This is a genomic window from Maribacter chungangensis (assembly GCF_042676845.1).
Taxonomy (GTDB): Bacteria; Bacteroidota; Bacteroidia; order Flavobacteriales; family Flavobacteriaceae; genus Maribacter; species Maribacter chungangensis.
Map to the genome: position 1 here is coordinate 367,392 of NZ_JBHTHY010000006.1, position 19,440 is coordinate 386,831.

Below are 19,440 nucleotides of genomic sequence, written 5' to 3' on the forward strand. Positions count from 1 at the left end.
CTACTTCTCTTGCACGCGAAGCCATGTTTGTGTACGATATATAAATGCCAGGTAGCCCCTGACCTTTAGCTCATTGGAGTTTTCCGGATTCAACCATATTTTACAGCGGAAGGTCATCGCCTGTTCCGGATCAAATAAGCGTTTTCCTTTCCACTCGCCATCTTCGTCCTTTTTGGCCGCCGTTATAATCTCCATTCCAATCACGGGTTTATCCTTTAGTTCGTCCTCACATTTTGTGCAGATAGAATCTTCTTTTCCCGGTTCCAATATTTTCTCTACATACCCGTACATTAAACCGTCTTTCTCATATATATTTATGATTCCTTTGGGATTTCCCGTTCGGTCGTCAATGGTTTTCCATTTCCCAAAAACAGATTGTCCGGACAGGATATGACCAAAACCAATAAGACAAACAAGTACTACTATTTTCGGGGGATGTATCATTCTTTATTTTTAGTGATTTTTCGAAGGGAATTAAGGGATGCGTTCAATTCAAAGCCAAGCAACAAGATATTGGAATTAAGCCAAATATAGACCATCAAAATCAATAGTCCTCCCAAAGCTCCGTACAACTCGTTATACCGTGCAAATTTATCAACATAAACACCGAACAAATAGGAGGTTACCACAAAAAGTATGGTCGTCATCAAAGCACCTACGGAAAAGAAATGCGCTTGCTTTCCTTCCCTTGTTCCAAAATAGTATAATGTAGCGGTCGTAAAATAAGAGAGAATTACAAAAAATAGAATCTTGGCAATTTGCACACCTGTTCTATCTCCGTCTTCCATTACATAACCACCAACTCTTGCCTGAAACTCGTCTAGGTATACCAATACATACACCTCAAAGTAAATGAACATAACAAATCCTACAATAATCAAAATTGCCAAGATCAATCCTACCATAAGAGCAAAAAGGTACTGCCTAAAAAAATTACGGGTCAACTCTATATGATACGAGGTTTCAAAACCTCCAAATATGGCATTTACCCCGTTTGCTACCAAAAAAATAGATATAATAAAGGCCGATGAAAGCAGTCCGCTGCGTTTTTGATCTTTTATTTGCTGAAACACTTCCCCAAAATAGTCCCCTGTGGCGGTAGGTAGAAAAGATTCCAAAAAGGATAGAAAATCGGCATCAAAATTTTCGTTCTGTAGGGCAACGATGTCCAACAAGTAGGGCACTAACGTTAACATGAAGATTAATAGGGGAAAAATAGCCATAAAAAGACTAAAGGCAATGGCACTGGCCCTTGTAGAGAGTGTTCCTTCGATAATACCCATAACATACATCTCGGTAAGATCATAAATAGAAAGTCCTTCAAAACCTGGTAACTTTATATTCTTCAAAAACCTTACAATCCAGTTTACGATTGGAATTTTCTCTAAACGGTTCTCTACCTCTACCGACATTTATACCGCTTTTAGGCTTAAGTCCAAATTATAGACCGAGTGGGTCAAGGCTCCCGACGAAATATAGTCCACACCACATTCCGCATACTGCCGAACGGTCTCCTCGTTAATACCTCCAGATGATTCTGTTAAGCAGCTATCGCCAATTAACCGAACGGCTTCCCTGGTGTCTTCGTAATTAAAGTTATCGATAAGAATACGGTATACACCATCGGTTTGGAGGATTTCCTTGATTTCTGCCAAGCTCCTTGCTTCAACGATAATTTTTAGATCTCTATTGGTTTCTTTCAAATATGTTTTGGTCTTTGCTATTGCCTTGGTAATCCCACCAGCGAAATCGATGTGGTTGTCCTTCAACATAATCATATCGTAGAGCGCAAATCTGTGGTTTTCACCACCCCCGATTTTTACCGCCCATTTCTCCAAGGCGCGTATGCCGGGAGTAGTTTTGCGCGTGTCTAAAATCTTAGTTCCCGTTCCTTCCAATAATCCCACAAAGTAGTTGGTTTTTGTGGCAATGGCACTCATGCGCTGCATTGCATTAAGTACTAGGCGTTCTGCTTTTAGTATGCTTTGCGAACTACCGGATACGTAAAATGCGACATCACCATATTTAACCGCACTACCATCATTGATAAGGGTTTCCACTTTAAGGTTTTCATCCACATGGGCAAAAACCGATTTGGCAAATTGCACCCCTGCAAGGATTCCTTCGTCCTTTACCAACAACTTTGCCTTTCCCGTGGCTTCTTTGGGTATACATGCAAGCGAACTGTGATCGCCATCGCCCACATCTTCTCGAATGGCGTTACTGATAATTATCTTTATTTCTTCCTTAAATTGTGCTTCTGAAATCATAGTGTGCTATTGACTGATGCTAAAATACGAATCCATTTCGGGAAATTGATTTACTTTTGGCGGCACCTAGTGTTTAATTTGTGCAAGCAGCAGCAAATCTAGATTTATAAACAAATGAATCATAACCAGTTAGGTTTTTATTTTTAGGCATATTATATGACAATAAAACTATTGGCCATTGGCAAAACGGACAGCCCGGAGTTACAGCAGCTCATTTCATTATATGAAAAGCGCTTGAAACACTATATAAATTTTAACCTAGTACTTGTTCCCGACCTAAAAAAGACCAAAAATCTTTCTGAACAGCAACAAAAGGAAAAAGAGGGCGAATTGATCCTAAAACAACTTGCCCCAACAGATGTACTGGTCTTATTGGATGAAAACGGGAAGCAGTACAATTCCATAGAATTCTCCGCTTACTTACAAAAGAAAATGAACTCGGGCATTAAACAACTGGTTTTTGTTATTGGAGGCCCTTATGGCTTTAGCGAGTCCGTGTACAAGATGGCCATGGGTAAGATAAGTCTATCTAAAATGACCTTTTCTCATCAAATGGTGCGGCTTTTTATGGTAGAGCAATTGTACCGTGCCTTCACCATACTTAAAAACGAACCTTATCACCATAGATAAAATCGCGTTCTAAACCACTGTTGCTAACCAAAGCGATACGGATTGAAAATCCATAGGTTTTATTGAAGCAATGAAATTGCAAATAATTATTGTGGTAGTTAGTTATACATTTATTTACTTCGAATTATAGAATATCCTATTTGTCAATAACCCAATAGCGAATGTAGCCATATTAAAATTACAGGGTTATAGCTTTTAACCGTAACATAATAAGAACAGGTATAACTACCTATGAAGAAGAAAAAATGCCTGAACAATTACTATACGGCCAATCAATGGAAAATAAAACAAGCTCTTGTTATAGTTAATGATCTATGACAAAAAATAAGATCTTAGTTTTACTACTGCGCAGATCAAAGAAAAGCGATATGTGCAACCCCCACAACGAATTTTCATCGAACACCCATAAATTTAAACCATCCTAAAAAAGAGAATATTGGATTTGTTCATTTGGTACTAACCTATGAATATAGACAAGCAAAAAACATGAAGTCTTAAACTAAAATGCATGCCGCAACGGCTAAATCTTAAGTAGCATTGATAGGCTCCAAGGTGTTTACCATATTATTTGAAACCTCTTCCAAATCATTTAACTCGTTCATAACACAGTCTAAAAGCTCCTGTTTGTGTGCTAAATTTTTCTCGATATCCATTACGTACTGCAGATCCTTGATGTTTTTAATATGGGAATTAAATGCATGGGACTGATGCCAAGCAATCTCTTTTAATTTCTTGTTCTGCACACTTATTTTCTTGATCGAGGGGTTTATAATAAAAATAACCTCCAGTAAAACAATCAAAATTGACAATGCAGCCAATTCCAGCTCTACTACCCTCAGTGTTTCAATATCATCCTCTGCCTTTTTTTGATATTGGCTTACGATGGTATTCATTCTGCTTACAAAAGTATTAACGTGCATGGAAACCTCTGCAAAGGAAACATTTTGTGCCTTGTTGCGATGATTTAAATTGTTGTACATATAGCTTAAACTAGGAGCTAGTTTATCAAAATTCCCCTGCATTTCTATGTACTCATCTTCTGTAAGACCTAAGTTTGAATTACCTGCACGTAGCGCTGCATTTGTAGAATATAACCTTTCTAAGCCAAGTATCATATCAGCGTAGTTGCATTTTAACAAACGACATTCATAAAAATTTGTAAGCACCTGCTGACCAATAAGACGTTGTTGGCCTGCAATATTCAGTAAAGCGGCAGATTCGGCTTGTTTTTTTAAGGAGTATTGGGTAATCGACTGTATGACGACAGTCAACAGTACAATAGTGCCACCTAGCAAATAATATGGATAAAAGCGCTTAGAAGGAAATGAAAGCTTGAACATTGAAATTATAAAGATATTTCCTACAATAATAACCAGCCTTTAATTAAAAGGCAATAATTTGTGGTATAACAAGGTATAGACGTTGTAAAACTAACTTTCTAAGATAAAAAGAATCGGGCATATTCATACCTGACCCTTATGTTATTGGTTTGAAGCTGCTAGCAGTCTAATAAAGTACTCTAAACTTTATAGTATTGTCTACCTTTCTTAAGGCCTTGATCACATCTTTATTATATTCTTTGTCCAAATCTGTAATTACGTATCCTACTTCGTTATCTGTAGATAAATACTGACTGGAAATGTTCAATTCATATTCCGCCAGGACTTTATTGATTTTGGCCATGATACCGGGCACGTTCTTATGTATGTGCAAGAAACGGTGTGCTTTGTTTTGTTTCGGCAGCCTAATATTAGGGAAGTTAACCGCATCTACGGTATTTCCAGAATTAATGTAATCCATTATTTTATTTGGAACAAAGTCCGCAATATCTCGCTGAGCTTCCTCGGTGCTACCACCAACGTGAGGTGTTAATATTACATTGGGCAATCCTTGCAGTTTGGTTGCAAAGCTCCCATTACTTCTTGGTTCTTCTGGATACACATCTATGGCCGCCCCTGCTAAATGACCACTCTTTAAAGCTTCGGCCAAGGCATCTATATCAACTACAAACCCCCTGGAAAGATTTACCAGCATGGCTCCCTTTTTCATTTGCTTGATTTCTCTCTCGCCTATAAAATTCTTGTTTGCAGGATTATCATCAATATGTAAAGTAACCACATCCGAAATATTCAATAAATCCTCGAGACTACTGCACTTTTTAGCATTTCCAAGCGCTAAACTATCCTCTACATCATAATAATAGACGCGCATCCCAATAGCTTCTGCCAGAACCGATAGTTGCTTTCCTATATTACCATAACCCACGATTCCTAAATTTTTACCACGCACCTCCCTAGAGCCCGATGCTGTTTTTTGCCATTGTCCGTTATGAAGTTCCGAGCTTCTGGCGAATACACTGCGCATCAACATAATAATTTCACCTATGGCCAATTCTACCACCGAACGCGTATTGCTGTAAGGTGCATTGAACACCACGATACCTTTTTTCTTGGCATACTCCAGTTCTATCTGGGTAGTTCCGATGCAAAAGGCACCGACAACCAGTAGTTTATCGGCCGCATCCAAGACCTTTTGACTTACTTGCGTCTTTGAGCGAATACCCAATACGTGTACGCCCTTTATTTTTTCTATTAGCTCCTCTTCCGGTAAACTATGTTTTACCAACTCTACGGAGAACCCATCTTCGGAAAGGTTATCGAACGCAGCGGTGTGTACATTTTCCAACAAAAGGACTTTGATTCTGTTCTTGGGGTATGATATATTTCGTGGCAAATCGTTGAGGTATAAAAATTCATCTAAACTAGGGGTAACGTGGTCCGCATTGTCCGCCGCCTTGTCCCTATGTACATTTTCTGTGTATGCGAAAAACTTATCGGCAATTCCTGCTTCTCTCATGACATAATCGCTATACCCATCTCCTATGACCTGGACCTCTCCTTCTAGATTCATATCCTTGAGACATTGTATTTTACCGTTGTGTTGGGAAAGCACATTATCCTCGTCAAAACCTACAATATTACCGGCGTCATCAAATTTGAAGGTGTTTGCATACACCCTATCCGATGGAATATTATATTCTTTGACTATAGGATCTATGAATTCTTTGAAACCACAGGAAATCACATAAATATCGTCCGCATATTTTTCAAAAAAATCCTTATTGGAAGCTATAGATTTTGATATTTTTTGTCTAAGCTCGTTTACCAAGTGCTCCAGATCGTTCTTGTGGGCATGTAACAATTTGATCCTACTTTCCAGAGATTCTGTAAACGAAATTTCGCCATCGATACCAAGATTGGTTATTTTCTGTATTTCGGCTATGATTTCGTCCTTGTCAGATTTTCCATGTAAGGTAAGCTCCGCCAGTACGTCAAGGGCCTCTACCCTAGTTAAAGTACTATCAAAATCAAACACATATTTTCTTCCTGTTGCTATCATTCTTTCCAATCCCTTGCTATAAAAAAATTAATTTTTCCAACGAATAGTATTCGTCTTCTGTATACATTGCTCAAAAGTAAAAATTATATCGCTGAGTGCACATCTTAAACGTCAAATAAAACAAAAAGTGCTGCCATTGGTTAAATTTCAAAAATAACCCCTGTGCTATTTTACAATTTTAGGGAATTAATCTATGGATTAGAGATAATTCGTGTACCATAACCCAGCCAAAATAGCCAATCCAAAACTCACCAAAGTTCCAATTAGGATATACTCCGTAAGCTTTCTACTGTTGCTTTCCTTTAAATCGTTAAAACGGAATACGGATTTTGCCGTAATCAATAGGCCAATAGCTTCCCACCTGCCGATCAATATAAAAACAAGGACGAACAACCGTTCAATGATCCCAATGTACTTACCGGCATTAGGGAGCGATTTATGGTCCGTATTTATTTGGCCCGACATAGGTTCCATTAGTTTCCCCATGATTATCGCAGATGGAAAAGTGACAAACACCACGGCCAAAACCAAAGACCAGTTTAAATTTTCGATAAAGGAGGTAAAATGCTCTGGTAGTTCTGTGTAAAATGCACAAAAGTAAAGGGCAAGTATATGTAGGAACTGGTCAACAAAAAAAGGAATTGTTTTGTTTTTAAACCAAGGGTCGCTAAACAGTTTGGCCAAGTCTATCAATAAATGTGATAAGGTAAGGACCACGGCAATTTTCCAAAGACGGAAATCCCATAATACCAATAAATATAATGCAAAATGAATAAGCACATGCAGGTATAGGTATTTGGACCTTGCCTTGTTGGATTCCTTGTGAATGACCCATTTTACCGGTTGCAACATAAAATCCCCTATAAGATGTGCAAGGAGTAGCTTTGTAAAAAGTACCATAGGTTAAATTTCCTTTATTACTTGTTGGTAATAGGCCAATAGATCTAAAACCAAATCTAGCCGTGCCCTTTTTATTCGTTGGCTAACAGCAGATTGTTTTATGCCCAGTTTTTGAGCAATTTCTTTTTGCGAAGCCTCTGGATTATCTAGCACCAGCAAGGTTATTTCTGCAGAAACCACACTCCAGTTATCCATAAAATCCAACGCTAGACGCAACATAAGGTTAAGGGTAAGGTCATGCGATTCGCTTCCCGTGGCAATACTCAGATTTACCTTGCTCTTCTTTAGGGATTCAAACTTTCTGCCGGAGCGTTGGTGTGCCGTGCCGTTAGATTCGCTTACTCCCGTTCCAATATAGGTCTCAAGGCCAATACCAATTCCCATTCTAACATCTAGTCCCTTGACCCTTTTCAGTAAGGCCTTTATTTGAATTGCGGATAATAAAGCGCTTTCGCCGGTAACCTTTAACTGAAATTCATCACCCCTATAGATTTCCCATTGCATGGGAGCAGGTCCAAAACGGTTAAAATAAGTTTTAAGGTCTTCTATCCATTCGGAGGATGGATGCTTTTCCGAGTTGATGATATCTCCGGTGATAATTGCAATCATAATAATTAACTATTATGCTAATATAATAAAATATAAGCCAAAAAATTAATATTTGAGCATATTAGCGATATACTAATACTAAGAAATTGAATGTTGGCTGTTTGATGTTTGATGTTTGATGTTTGATGTTTGATGTTTGATGAAAATTAAATAATTCGTCCCACTACTCCCAGATTACTAATCACTTTTTACCGCCACCTGCTCTTATGTACCAACTTGCCTCTAGACCAATAACACAGCAATAAAGTACAACTAGGTTAAAACCATCTTCTTGTTCGGGAAAGATACTCTTTATAGGGTTTTCCAAACGTTTCCAACAACATCCGTTCTTCTGGGATAATCTGAAATCGGTTCATGTAGCTTACAAATCCCGCAGCAATAATCGTATTGAATGCATTACCTAAAATAAGTCCAAATGCCAACAGTAACACTAGCAATGAGAAATACATTGGATTTCTGGAAAACCTGTACACTCCGTTAGTTATCAAAACAGTTGCCTTTTCCGGTTTTGTTGGGTCTACCGTAGTTTTTTTCATCAAAAACGGCAGCAAACTTAAAAAGCCTACCATCATTGCAATGATAACCAGAACTTTTGCCATGGGAAGCCTTCCAAAGAAATCAAAAAATCCAAACGGCAAGAGGACACTTAATAGGTACATGCCCAATGCAAAAAGCAAAAAAACAATCACGGGGGGTAATTTTAATTCCATGCTATAAAATTACTATTTTTGAACACGACACGTCCAATTAACTATCATTAAATTATTTTAAATGAAACTGGTATTTGCAACGCACAATCAAAACAAACTAAAAGAAATACAGGCGTTGCTTCCTAATGGAATCACACTAGTTTCCTTACAGGATATTGGTTGTAACGAAGCTATTCCGGAGACGGCCCCTACCCTGCAGGGCAATGCTAAACTTAAAGCAGATCATGTTACCAGGAATTATAAGTTAGCTTGCTTTGCAGACGACACAGGCTTAATGGTACCAGCGCTCCAAGGCGAACCCGGGGTATACTCGGCCAGATATGCAGGTAAGCAGAACGATGCCAACGCCAACATGGACAAACTATTAAAAAACCTTTCTGACAAAACGGACAGGTCAGCATCTTTTAAAACATCCATAGCACTAAACCTTAACGGTAATACGCTCTTTTTTGATGGTACTGTAGAAGGTGTAATAACGGAGAACAAAGTAGGCGAAAAAGGATTTGGTTATGACCCGATCTTTAAACCGAACGGATACAAACAAACCTTTGCAGAACTCCCTTTAGAAATCAAAAATCAAATTAGTCATAGAGGAAAAGCGTTCTCTAAACTTGTGGCATACCTAAAAACAATTTATGTTGACATCCAAGAAAAAAAATGATACCGTAGAAGTATCCGTAGCCTCTGAACGTGCAGAAGCCGTTGGTGGTGTACTAATTGCCTTTTTTGCTGCGCTAATGGCCATAGCCCAATTGGTAAATGGCGAATTGGAAGAAGAAATGATGATTGCCCACAACAGAGTGGTTAACTATTCTAGCTGGTACCAGTCTAAAAGTATTAAGGAAAGTCTAAAGGAGAGTGAACTAGATTATCTTACCGCCTTGTTGGAAAGTGGAATGGTCTTAGAAGAAAATAAATCCGTAATACTTCAGAAAGTAGCGAACGTAAAACAGAAGATTGAAAAATACGGCTTGGAAAAAACGGAGATTCTCATTGGGTCGAAACACGTAGGGCAAGCAAATTGGGCCCAGGACCTAGACGGGGAAATGGGTAGAATAACAGGTGTGAAAGAATGGGAAGCACTAGCCGAGGAATACGATACGGCAACCAAAAAATTTGATTTAGCGATGCTTTTCTTTCAAATAAGTATTGTTTTAGGTGCGGTATGCATTATTATATATGACAATCCCAAGTTGCAAAAAACCTTTATCATACTCATGATTTTATCGGGTATAATCGGCGTTTCCATGTCTATCTACGGCTACAGTTTTGCCCCATAGATCACCTCTATATAATAAATTATACCGTCTCGGTAATTAACAGTACCTTTGCCGCCAAATTAACGCCGCTGGTATAGCATGTGTTGCGCTGAGTCTATAAGGTTATACGATAATCGCTCTATGTAACATTCTTATTTGCGATCAAGTATAAAATAACATGACAAAGTTTGAAGCACTGGGACTCCAAAAGTCCTTATTAGATGCTGTTGCGGATATGGGTTTCGAAACCCCATCCGAAGTACAGGAAAAAGCAATCCCCATTTTATTGGAAAGCGACACGGACCTGGTTGCACTAGCGCAGACAGGAACCGGAAAAACGGCCGCATTTGGTTTTCCGTTAATTCAAAAAATAGATAGCAATAGCAGAACCACACAGGGCTTGATCTTATCCCCTACCCGTGAACTGTGTTTGCAGATTACCAAGGAAATGCAAAGCTATTCCAAATACGAGCGAAACATAAATGTTGTCGCTATTTACGGTGGCGCAAGCATAACCGATCAAGCAAGGCAAATAAAAAGGGGCGCACAGATTATAGTCGCTACACCGGGTCGTATGAAAGATATGATCAACCGTAGATTGGTAGATATTTCCAAAATTGACTACTGTGTTTTAGATGAGGCCGATGAGATGTTGAACATGGGCTTTATGGAGGATATTAAGGATATTCTTTCCAATACCCCAAATGAAAAATCTACTTGGTTATTTTCTGCGACCATGCCCAAAGAGGTGTCGATTATTGCAAAAAAATTCATGCACGCTCCACAGGAGATCACCGTAGGCGCCAAAAATTCCGGTGCATCTACCGTACAGCACGAATATTACATAGTGGGTGGTAGAGACCGTTACCCGGCACTTAAACGATTGGCCGATACCAACCCTGATATTTTCTCGGTTATTTTTTGCCGCACCAAAAGGGACACCCAAAAAGTAGCGGAAAAACTGATCGAAGATGGCTACAGTGCAGGTGCACTTCACGGAGACCTGAGCCAAAACCAGCGAGATCTGGTCATGAATTCCTTTCGTAAAAAACAAATTCAAATGTTGGTCGCTACCGATGTGGCCGCAAGGGGAATAGATGTAGACGATATCACCCATGTAATCAATTACCAGTTACCGGATGAGATCGAAACCTACACGCACCGTAGCGGTAGAACCGGTAGAGCCGGAAAATCAGGTATTTCGATGGTGATTATCACAAAAAGCGAACTCCGTAAGATAAAGGCCATCGAAAAAAAGATAAACCAGCCCTTTATTTCGAAAAAAATTCCTTCTGGAATGGAGATATGTGAAATTCAGCTGTACCACTTGGCCAATAAAATAAAGGACACGGAGATAAATCCAGAAGTAGATAGTTTCTTACCTGCCATTACCGATGTTTTAAAAGATATAGACAGGGAAGAATTGATCAAAAAAATAATTTCGGTAGAATTTACACGGTTCTACAATTATTACAACAAGACCAAGGACTTGAATTCATCCTCCGACAGGGAACGTAATCATGATCGTGGAGGAGATGTTCCCTCCAGTGGTGCTGTTCGTTACTTTGTAAACGTTGGGGAGAAAGACGGCTATGATTGGATGTCCTTGAAAGATTTTATTAGGGACACCGTAGGCCTAGGCCAAGAAGACATATTTAAAGTAGACGTAAAAGAGAGTTTCTCCTTTTTTAATACCGACGCAGAGGTAACGGAAAAAATCCTCGCTACGTTTACCGAGTTTAAGGTAAACGGTAGGTTTGTTAACGTTGAAGTTTCCAAAAGTCCCGGAGGCGGTGGGGGCCGAAGAAGCTATGGCGGGGGCGGTAGTTCCTACAAAGGCAAGCGCAAAGGGGGTAAAGATGGTTTCAGGAACCGTAAAAATGGTAGTGCCGACAACAGTCGCGGCAAACGAAGAGAACGTAGCGGCTCCACCAGTCCCAATTCTGGAAAAAGACGGAGCACCAAAAGAAAAGGTGATTTCTTTTAGTTAATTGTATATTAAAAAATACGCTTAGGCGTATTTTTTTGTTTTGTTTGTATCTTAGAATTAAAGATATTTTTTTAATGGGTAGATTTTTAGCATTTTTTCTAGTTTTTGTGACTATATCCGGGTTTGCCCAGGATGATATCGAAAACACCAGTATAAGTGCTATTGTAGTAAACGCCCAAACCGATGTTCGCATGGAAAGCGTACATGTTGTCAATCTAAACCAAGTGTCGGGCACCATTACCAATGAGCGAGGGGAATTTTCTATTACCGCGGCCGTAAATGATACGCTCTATCTATCCTTTCTTGGTTTCAAACCCCAAAAGATAAGGGTCACCAACGATATGTTCAAATTCGAGGATACCAAGATCGCCCTTACAGAGCTTGCATACGCGTTAGAAGAGGTTATCGTGCGACCGTATCAACTCACTGGTTATCTAGAAATAGATATAAAGAACCTTCCGATCAATAATGCCTACCAATATAGCATCTCAGGTTTATCGGTGGCGTATGAAGGCGGAAATAAAAATCCCAGTGCTGTAACCAAAGTACTTGGGGCCATACTCAACCCAGCGGACCTCCTTCGTAATCTATTTGGCAAAAAACCTGCTCAAATGCGAAAGTTAAGGCAGATGAAAGAGGATGAGGAAATAAGGAATCTTCTGGCTTCAAAATTCGATCGTGAAATATTAACCGAATTTTTACAACTAGAAAAAATAGATATTCAGGATATCCTTAATAACTGCAACTACTCCAAATCTTTTATCGTTACGGCAAACGACCTTCAGATTTTAGATGCGATAAGCACTTGTTATGAAGAATATAAGGTGCTTAACCGTAAGTAATCTAAGCGTAAGCCGGGAATATTCACAAGAAAACGACTTACAAAATAGTCAGAAATTCTCGTAACAAAATGTACTTCTATCGGTTTTAAAACACCATTGTCGTATAAAAATAAAATTTTTAGGTTCCATTTGCATTTTATAGCTTTAGAGCAAATAGATGATTTATGAAACACCTGCTTGCCCTACTTGGCCTTATTTTAATTATATCTTCCTGTAAAACCGAAAAAAGGCAACCGAAAGATGAAGCCTTGGCAGTTAAAGACACTATCATCGCTCCCGATAAAAAAGCTTCTTTTGACTGGGACGGGGCAAATATCTATTTTTTACTTACCGATAGGTTTAACAACGGAAACCCAAATAACGATATCAACTATGACCGTAACAACCCTACCGGAAAGCTAAGAGGTTTCATGGGTGGCGATATTGAAGGTATAACAAAAAAAATAGAGGACGGCTATTTTACCGATTTGGGTATTAACGCGATCTGGTTTACGCCAATAGTGGAACAAATACATGGAGATACCGACGAAACTACAGGGAACACCTATGGCTATCATGGATATTGGGCAAAAGATTGGACCGCTATAGACCCAAATTTTGGCACCAAGGAGAATCTTGCAAAATTAGTGAAAACAGCTCATGACAAAGGTATTAGAGTGCTGTTGGATGTAGTGTTGAACCATACCGGTCCGGTGACCGATAAAGATCCTGTATGGCCAAAGGAATGGGTTATTACCGACCCTACCTGTGAGTTTACTACCTATGAAAACACCACTAATTGTACCTTAGTGGATAACTTACCGGATATCCTAACCGCTTCGGACAAGCCGGTCGTGTTACCCGATGCCTTATTGGCAAAATGGAAACAAGAGGGCAGATTGAGTGAAGAATTGGACGAACTTCAATTGTTTTTTGACAGAACAGGTTATCCAAGGGCGCCCAGGTTCTACATTATAAAATGGCTCACGGATTATGTTCATGAATTCGGGGTAGACGGTTTTAGAGTGGATACGGTAAAACATGTGAACGAAAATGCATGGACAGAATTGTACAAGGAGGCTTCCTATGCCTTTGAAACATGGAAGAAGAAGCACCCAAACACCATTTTGGACGACACACCGTTTTACATGGTTGGCGAAGTGTATAACTACGGAATTTCTGGCGGAAGGGAATTTGACTTTGGCGATAAAAAAGTGGATTATTTTGACCACGGTTTTCATAGTCTTATAAATTTTGAACTTAAAAACGACGCAGTAAAAGACTATGATGCTATTTTTAGCAAATACAATAAACTACTTCATACCAAACTAAAAAATAAAAGCGTTGTTAATTACTTGACCTCGCATGACGATGGGCAACCCTTTGACCAAAAACGAACAGACCCTATACGAGCGGCTAACGTTCTTTTGTTGACCCCTGGCGCATCACAAGTATACTACGGGGATGAGACGGCTAGGAGTCTTGTCATAGACAGCACACAAGGTGATGCAACCTTACGCTCTTTTATGAACTGGGAAGAACTGGAAACTTCGGCAAAGACAAAAACAACTTTGGACCATTGGCAAAAATTAGGGAAATTCAGGAACAACCACCCGGCCATAGGAGCAGGAAAGCACAAGAGACTATCTAAAAAACCTTATGTGTTCAGCCGAACCTATAGTAAGGAAGATTATAAGGATAAAGTTGTGGTAGGACTGGACCTCCCTAAAGGTAAAAAGTCACTGACCGTAAAAGGTTTTTTTGGTGACGGTACAACGTTGTACGACACCTATTCCAATACCGAGGTTTTGGTAACCAATGGAGAGGTAGTTCTGGAAAATGATTTTGATATTGCTTTATTGGAATTAAGGGAGTAATCATGCCATTGGAAATATTTATGCATGAGTATTAAGTCTCACTATTGTAAAACGCTCAAAGGCTATATTCCAGTATTAACAACAATCAAGCTTTAGTGTGATAACGCTCCAAAATTTTATCGATACTTTTAATCGACTTTTTGGTCCATTCCAAGCGTTTTTCCAGTTTCTCGGCTTCTGTGAGTTGCCAAGGTACTTTCGTTTGCATCAACTTAGTACTTAAATTTTGTAGAATAATAGCTGCGGCAACAGATATATTTAAACTTTCCGTAAAACCTTTCATGGGAATTTTAAGAAATCCGTCTGCCTGTTCCAAAACAGCTTGGGTTAGACCATCTCGCTCCGTTCCAAAAAACAAGGCTATTTTCTCATCGACCTCAAAATCATGCAATAGCAAAGAATTATCATGTGGCGTTGTCGCTATAATTTTATAACCTTTCGTTTTTAAGGCCGTAATACAATCCGTGGTATCCTTATACCTGTACACATCTACCCACTGTTGGGCACCCATGGCAATGTTCTTGTCGAGTTCATTTGCATTACGGTTTTGAATCAGGTGTGCCTCCTGTATCCCAAAAACATCACAACTACGGATTACGGCACTGGTATTGTGCATTTGAAACACATCTTCAAGGGCAACGGTAATAAACTTGGTACGGTTGGCAAGCACGGAAATAAAACGTTCTCGCCGTTCTTCGGAAATGAAATCCTCTAAATAATCCAAAAGTTTTGCTTCTTCCATAAAACCAAGATAATAAAAAGTATATTTTTAAAGCAAAATAGCGTAAATGAAGCGTATTGTAGTTTTAACCGGAGCGGGAGTAAGTGCAGATAGCGGTTTAAAAACCTTTAGGGATGCCAATGGTTTGTGGGAGGGACACGATGTTATGGAAGTTGCCACCCCAGAAGGTTTTGCCAGAAACCCTGCTTTGGTACTGGAGTTTTATAACCAAAGACGTAAGCAACTGCTACAAGTAAGGCCAAACGCGGCGCATAGAGCGCTGGTCTCTTTGGAAACAAAATTTAAAGTGGATATTATTACACAGAACGTAGACGACCTACATGAAAGGGCCGGAAGTAAAAATGTATTGCACTTACATGGAGAACTCCTTAAAGCGCGAAGTACGCGTACGAACAGCGGTTCGGTCCCATGGTCCAAAGACATATTGCTTGGCGATGTTTGTGAAAAAGGATATCAAATGAGACCTCATATCGTTTGGTTCGGAGAGGCTGTCCCGATGATGGACAAAGCCATCCAAATCACGGAACAAGCAGAAATCCTGATCATAATAGGCACTTCTATGCAAGTATACCCTGCTGCGGGTTTAATAGATTTTGTCTCTAGGGAGATTCCTATCTATTTTATCGACCCAAAACCTTCCATATCGGAACAGCGTAGGAAACACTTGACCATTATTGCAAAAAGTGCCACTGACGGACTTCCAACATTAGTAGACAAACTGATAAATGAAAACGTATAAGTCTAAGCTTGTAGTTTGTTTATTCAAAATATAAAATAGTGCAAACTAGACCGCTATGGATTGAATATTCATAGATTTTAGTAAACTACGGGGCAAGCCCACGAGGCATTAAATAAGAAAACGATTTTTAATTTCGAGGCAAGCCTCGGAGTATCAAACCCTTTGGCGGTGCCAATGAAACAATTAAATTGCAAATGCTTATTGGTTTAATTTAGGCTATTCGGTTATTTATTTGGAATTACAGAACAACCCATTAATCAATAACTAAAAATGCGAAAATGTTTAAATAAATTTGAGCAGCTACATTAAAAATGCAGGGGTTTTAAACCTCACCTAGAAAAGATAGGCTCAAAAATTACACCATAAAAAAGGTAACAGTTTTCAAAAAGCGTAAAACATAAAACAATATGATGGGTCGTCTACCCAACTTTTGATAAAAATCCTGTAAAAGCTAAAATGACGGAAGAAGAACTATACAAAAAACTCGAATACACAAACCATACTAGAGAACAGCGCGGAACAATGGCCACGTTTATATTGGACAACCCTAGTTTAATTTTGACCCTTCTATCTATAATTTTACGCGTAGAAGATGTGATCAGTTGTCGCGCAAGCTGGATTTTGGAGTGTGTGGTTCGCAAAAACAAAGACCTGCTCTATCCTTATTTGGATGAATTTACGCTACTACTGCCTAAGGTACAGCTAGATTCCTCTATTAGACCCATTGCTAAAATCTGCGAACTACTTATTATTTCGTACTATGCTAAAACGCCTAATAAAAGCCAACAACACCTCAATAAAAAACATTTAGAACGCATTACCACAGCGTGTTTTGATTGGCTTATAGGAGACCATAAAGTAGCAGCCCAGGCCTATTCGATGACAACCTTGCAGTTATTAGGAAAAACCTTTGCATGGATCCATCCGGAACTCAAAATTCTTTTGGAACAAAATTATCATACAGGAAGCGCCGCATATAAGGCAAGGGCAAGAATGGTGTTAAAAAAAATTGGTTCAGCCTAATTAGTACTGAAAATTGTCTCCTTTTATTAAAGTCTTCCTCCCTGTTCTTTTAAACCGCGTTGGTAATAAGTATCTTTGCGTGCTTAAATACGAACCAATACTACGAGTATGACCCTGAACCAACTAAATGCCATATCCCCTATTGACGGTCGCTATAGAAACAAAGTTGCTAGCCTTGCTCCCTACTTTTCGGAAGAAGCCTTAATAAAATATAGGGTACAGGTAGAAATAGAATACTTTATCGCATTATGCGAGATTCCCCTACCTCAACTATCCGCTTTTGATCACAAAAAGTTTAGTGCTTTAAGGGAAATCTACACCAATTTTGATGCAAAGGACGCCCAGGACATCAAGGACATAGAAAAAACGACCAACCATGATGTTAAGGCAGTTGAGTACTTTATCAAAAAAGCCTTTGACACTCTTGGTTTATCGGCATTTAAGGAGTTTATACATTTTGGGCTTACCTCTCAGGACATTAATAACACGGCGATTCCACTTTCTATCAAGGAAGCGATGAACGAGGTTTATGTACCGCACTATTTTGAGGTATTGGAAAAGCTAGAGGAATTGTCAACAGAATGGTCTAACATTCCTATGCTTGCAAGAACGCACGGCCAGCCTGCATCACCTACGCGTTTAGGAAAGGAAATTTCGGTCTTTGTAACACGGCTAAAAGAACAATTTAATCTACTAAACGATATTCCCAGTGCGGCTAAATTTGGCGGGGCTACAGGTAATTTTAACGCTCATAAAGTAGCCTATCCACAAATTGACTGGAAAGCCTTTGGCGGTAGTTTTGTGCAAGAAAAATTAGGCTTGCAGCATTCGTTCCCAACCACACAAATTGAGCATTACGACCATATAGCTGCTCTTTTTGATACCCTAAAACGTATCAACACCATTATCCTTGATTTGGACCGTGATTTCTGGACCTATGTTTCCATGGATTACTTTAAGCAAAAAATAAAGGCAGGGGAAGTCGGTTCCTCGGCAATGCCCCACAAAGTAAATCCTATCGATTTTGAAAACTCCGAGGGGAATATTGGTATGGCAAATGCCATTTTTGAACATTTATCGGCCAAATTACCGGTATCAAGACTACAACGTGATTTAACCGATAGTACGGTGCTAAGAAATGTTGGGGTTCCGTTTGCGCATACGATCATTGCGTTTCAAGCTACCTTGAAAGGTTTGAACAAATTATTATTGAACAAGGAAAAATTTGAGCAGGATCTGGAAAATAATTGGGCCGTAGTCGCCGAGGCCATACAAACAATCTTAAGGCGCGAAGGCTATCCCAATCCATACGAGGCACTAAAGGGACTTACCCGTACCAATGAAATAATAAATCAACATAGCATTGCAAATTTCATAGATACATTAGCCGTTTCAGAAGCGATCAAAACAGAGCTAAAACAGATTACCCCAAGTAATTATACAGGAATTTAATTGGCACCGCCAAAAGGCATATTTCCACGAGGGCTTGCTCCAAAGTCAAAAGTTCATTACTTAAGACCTACTCCTTAACTTGCTCTCGAGGTAGTTTACTTTAGCATATCAGAGCCTACACAGCTAGGCTATAACTGAACAATTACAAAAAAAGACCGCGAAATTGCGGTCTTTTGTGTTTAAAGTGAAGTAAACTTCTTATTTGTTGATCTGTACTTCGTGCGGGTAGGGAATTTCGATACCTGCTTTATCCAATGCCAATTTACAGTTTTCATACGTAGCAAAATACACATCCCAATAGTGCTCTGGTTTACAGAACGGCCGCACTGCAAAGTTTACGGAACTATCTGCCAACTCCATAACGTTTACAGAAGGTGCAGGATCCTTTAAAACCAATTCGTTAGAAGTCAATACTTCCATTAAAACGTCTTTGGTCTTTTTAATATCCTCACCGTATCCAACGCCAATAACCGTATCTACCCTAATCTTACCTTCTGCGGTGTAATTCGTTATGTTTCCATTGGCCATAGCTCCGTTGGGAACGATTACCAATTTATTATCCGGGGAAACTAGCTTGGTCGTAAAAATCTCTATCTCTTTTACAACACCAAGAGAATCCTGTGCTTCGATTAAATCGCCTATCTTATAGGGCTTAAAAATCATTAAAAGCACACCGCCCGCGAAGTTGGACAAAGAGCCCTGCAAAGCTAAACCGACCGCCAAACCGGCAGCGGCAATAACAGCGGCTAAACTCGTAGTTTCTACCCCTAAAGTGGATATTACCGTAATAATCAAGAAAATCTTTAGCGCCCAAGAAACAAGGTTTACTAAAAATTTCTGTAGGGACTCGTCATAAGACCCTTTTGCCATAATCTTTTTCACGGCCTTGGTTATTTTTTTAATAATCCAAGAACCGATAAGGTATATTAAAATTGCCTTTAATAAAGGAACACCGTAGCTTTCTACGTAGCCCATAATTGTTTCCATCGATAAATTTTCCATAATAGTTTTCTAGGTTT

19 protein-coding genes are annotated in these 19,440 nt (G+C 39.3%); 9 read left to right on the forward strand and 10 right to left on the reverse strand.

Going from position 1 to position 19,440, the window contains the following annotated elements; genetic code table 11:
* Genes ACFQZJ_RS09655 through nadC form a run of 3 tightly spaced genes read right to left on the reverse strand, consistent with a single transcriptional unit; the run spans nt 1 to nt 2,270 of the window.
* The gene (locus ACFQZJ_RS09655; protein WP_379934162.1) at nt 1-444 is read right to left on the reverse strand and encodes a DUF2147 domain-containing protein; all 444 of its coding nucleotides are present in this window, start codon (nt 442-444) and stop codon (nt 1-3) included.
* The gene (locus tag ACFQZJ_RS09660) at nt 441-1,412 is read right to left on the reverse strand and encodes a YihY/virulence factor BrkB family protein (RefSeq protein WP_379934163.1); all 972 of its coding nucleotides are present in this window, start codon (nt 1,410-1,412) and stop codon (nt 441-443) included. The genes ACFQZJ_RS09655 and ACFQZJ_RS09660 overlap by 4 nt, the downstream gene beginning before the upstream one ends.
* Nucleotides 1,413-2,270: a carboxylating nicotinate-nucleotide diphosphorylase gene (gene nadC, locus ACFQZJ_RS09665; protein ID WP_379934164.1), complete on the reverse strand. Its 858-nt coding sequence runs from the start codon at nt 2,268-2,270 to the stop codon at nt 1,413-1,415.
* Nucleotides 2,271-2,426: 156 nt separating this feature from the next.
* Between nadC and rlmH the strand changes: the two genes are divergently transcribed.
* Nucleotides 2,427-2,900: a 23S rRNA (pseudouridine(1915)-N(3))-methyltransferase RlmH gene (rlmH, locus tag ACFQZJ_RS09670; RefSeq protein ID WP_379934165.1), complete on the forward strand. Its 474-nt coding sequence runs from the start codon at nt 2,427-2,429 to the stop codon at nt 2,898-2,900.
* A 527-nt stretch (nt 2,901-3,427) separates the two neighbouring features.
* Here the strand turns inward: rlmH and ACFQZJ_RS09675 are convergent.
* The 5 genes from ACFQZJ_RS09675 to ACFQZJ_RS09695 form a co-directional block, all read right to left on the reverse strand.
* Nucleotides 3,428-4,240: a hypothetical protein gene (locus ACFQZJ_RS09675; RefSeq protein WP_379934167.1), complete on the reverse strand. Its 813-nt coding sequence runs from the start codon at nt 4,238-4,240 to the stop codon at nt 3,428-3,430.
* A 166-nt stretch (nt 4,241-4,406) separates the two neighbouring features.
* On the reverse strand, nt 4,407-6,299 hold the full coding sequence (gene serA, locus ACFQZJ_RS09680; RefSeq protein ID WP_379934169.1) for a phosphoglycerate dehydrogenase: 1,893 nt from the start codon (nt 6,297-6,299) through the stop codon (nt 4,407-4,409).
* A gap of 198 nt (nt 6,300-6,497) precedes the next feature.
* Nucleotides 6,498-7,199, reverse strand: a complete 702-nt coding sequence (locus ACFQZJ_RS09685; RefSeq protein WP_379934170.1) for a DUF3307 domain-containing protein — start codon at nt 7,197-7,199, stop codon at nt 6,498-6,500.
* A 3-nt stretch (nt 7,200-7,202) separates the two neighbouring features.
* On the reverse strand, nt 7,203-7,808 hold the full coding sequence (locus ACFQZJ_RS09690) for a SatD family protein (protein ID WP_379934172.1): 606 nt from the start codon (nt 7,806-7,808) through the stop codon (nt 7,203-7,205).
* Between the two features lie 257 nt (nt 7,809-8,065).
* Nucleotides 8,066-8,497: a methyltransferase family protein gene (locus tag ACFQZJ_RS09695; RefSeq protein ID WP_379934174.1), complete on the reverse strand. Its 432-nt coding sequence runs from the start codon at nt 8,495-8,497 to the stop codon at nt 8,066-8,068.
* Nucleotides 8,498-8,579: 82 nt separating this feature from the next.
* Here ACFQZJ_RS09695 and ACFQZJ_RS09700 point away from each other — a divergent pair, with 82 nt between their 5' ends.
* From ACFQZJ_RS09700 to ACFQZJ_RS09720, 5 genes are all read left to right on the forward strand, one after another.
* Nucleotides 8,580-9,179 (forward strand): non-canonical purine NTP diphosphatase, encoded by a 600-nt coding sequence (locus tag ACFQZJ_RS09700; RefSeq protein ID WP_379934176.1) that lies wholly within the window; start codon nt 8,580-8,582, stop codon nt 9,177-9,179.
* Nucleotides 9,154-9,798, forward strand: a complete 645-nt coding sequence (locus tag ACFQZJ_RS09705; RefSeq protein ID WP_379934178.1) for a DUF4337 domain-containing protein — start codon at nt 9,154-9,156, stop codon at nt 9,796-9,798. Before ACFQZJ_RS09700 ends, ACFQZJ_RS09705 begins: the two co-directional genes overlap by 26 nt.
* Before the next feature lie 157 nt (nt 9,799-9,955).
* Nucleotides 9,956-11,764 (forward strand): DEAD/DEAH box helicase, encoded by a 1,809-nt coding sequence (locus ACFQZJ_RS09710; protein ID WP_379934180.1) that lies wholly within the window; start codon nt 9,956-9,958, stop codon nt 11,762-11,764.
* A 77-nt stretch (nt 11,765-11,841) separates the two neighbouring features.
* Entirely contained in the window at nt 11,842-12,609 is a 768-nt protein-coding gene (locus ACFQZJ_RS09715; RefSeq protein ID WP_379934181.1) for a carboxypeptidase-like regulatory domain-containing protein, read from the forward strand.
* A 164-nt stretch (nt 12,610-12,773) separates the two neighbouring features.
* Complete coding sequence (locus ACFQZJ_RS09720) at nt 12,774-14,465, forward strand: alpha-amylase family glycosyl hydrolase (protein WP_379934183.1); 1,692 nt, start codon at nt 12,774-12,776, stop codon at nt 14,463-14,465.
* Nucleotides 14,466-14,550: 85 nt separating this feature from the next.
* Here the strand turns inward: ACFQZJ_RS09720 and ACFQZJ_RS09725 are convergent, their stop codons facing one another.
* A complete protein-coding gene (locus ACFQZJ_RS09725) occupies nt 14,551-15,207 on the reverse strand; it encodes a TrmH family RNA methyltransferase (protein ID WP_379934185.1) in 657 nt (218 codons plus the stop codon).
* 46 nt (nt 15,208-15,253) lie between these two features.
* Here ACFQZJ_RS09725 and ACFQZJ_RS09730 point away from each other — a divergent pair, with 46 nt between their 5' ends.
* The 3 genes from ACFQZJ_RS09730 to purB all read left to right on the forward strand — a co-directional run bounded on the left by ACFQZJ_RS09730 (nt 15,254) and on the right by purB (nt 18,421).
* The gene (locus ACFQZJ_RS09730) at nt 15,254-15,946 is read left to right on the forward strand and encodes an SIR2 family NAD-dependent protein deacylase (protein ID WP_379934186.1); all 693 of its coding nucleotides are present in this window, start codon (nt 15,254-15,256) and stop codon (nt 15,944-15,946) included.
* Between the two features lie 456 nt (nt 15,947-16,402).
* The gene (locus ACFQZJ_RS09735; protein ID WP_379934187.1) at nt 16,403-16,969 is read left to right on the forward strand and encodes an adenylosuccinate lyase; all 567 of its coding nucleotides are present in this window, start codon (nt 16,403-16,405) and stop codon (nt 16,967-16,969) included.
* 108 nt (nt 16,970-17,077) lie between these two features.
* Nucleotides 17,078-18,421, forward strand: coding sequence for an adenylosuccinate lyase (gene purB / locus ACFQZJ_RS09740; RefSeq protein WP_379934188.1), 1,344 nt, complete (start codon nt 17,078-17,080; stop codon nt 18,419-18,421).
* 198 nt (nt 18,422-18,619) lie between these two features.
* Here the strand turns inward: purB and ACFQZJ_RS09745 are convergent, their stop codons facing one another.
* Nucleotides 18,620-19,423: a mechanosensitive ion channel family protein gene (locus ACFQZJ_RS09745; RefSeq protein ID WP_379934190.1), complete on the reverse strand. Its 804-nt coding sequence runs from the start codon at nt 19,421-19,423 to the stop codon at nt 18,620-18,622.
* Nucleotides 19,424-19,440: the final 17 nt, after the last annotated feature.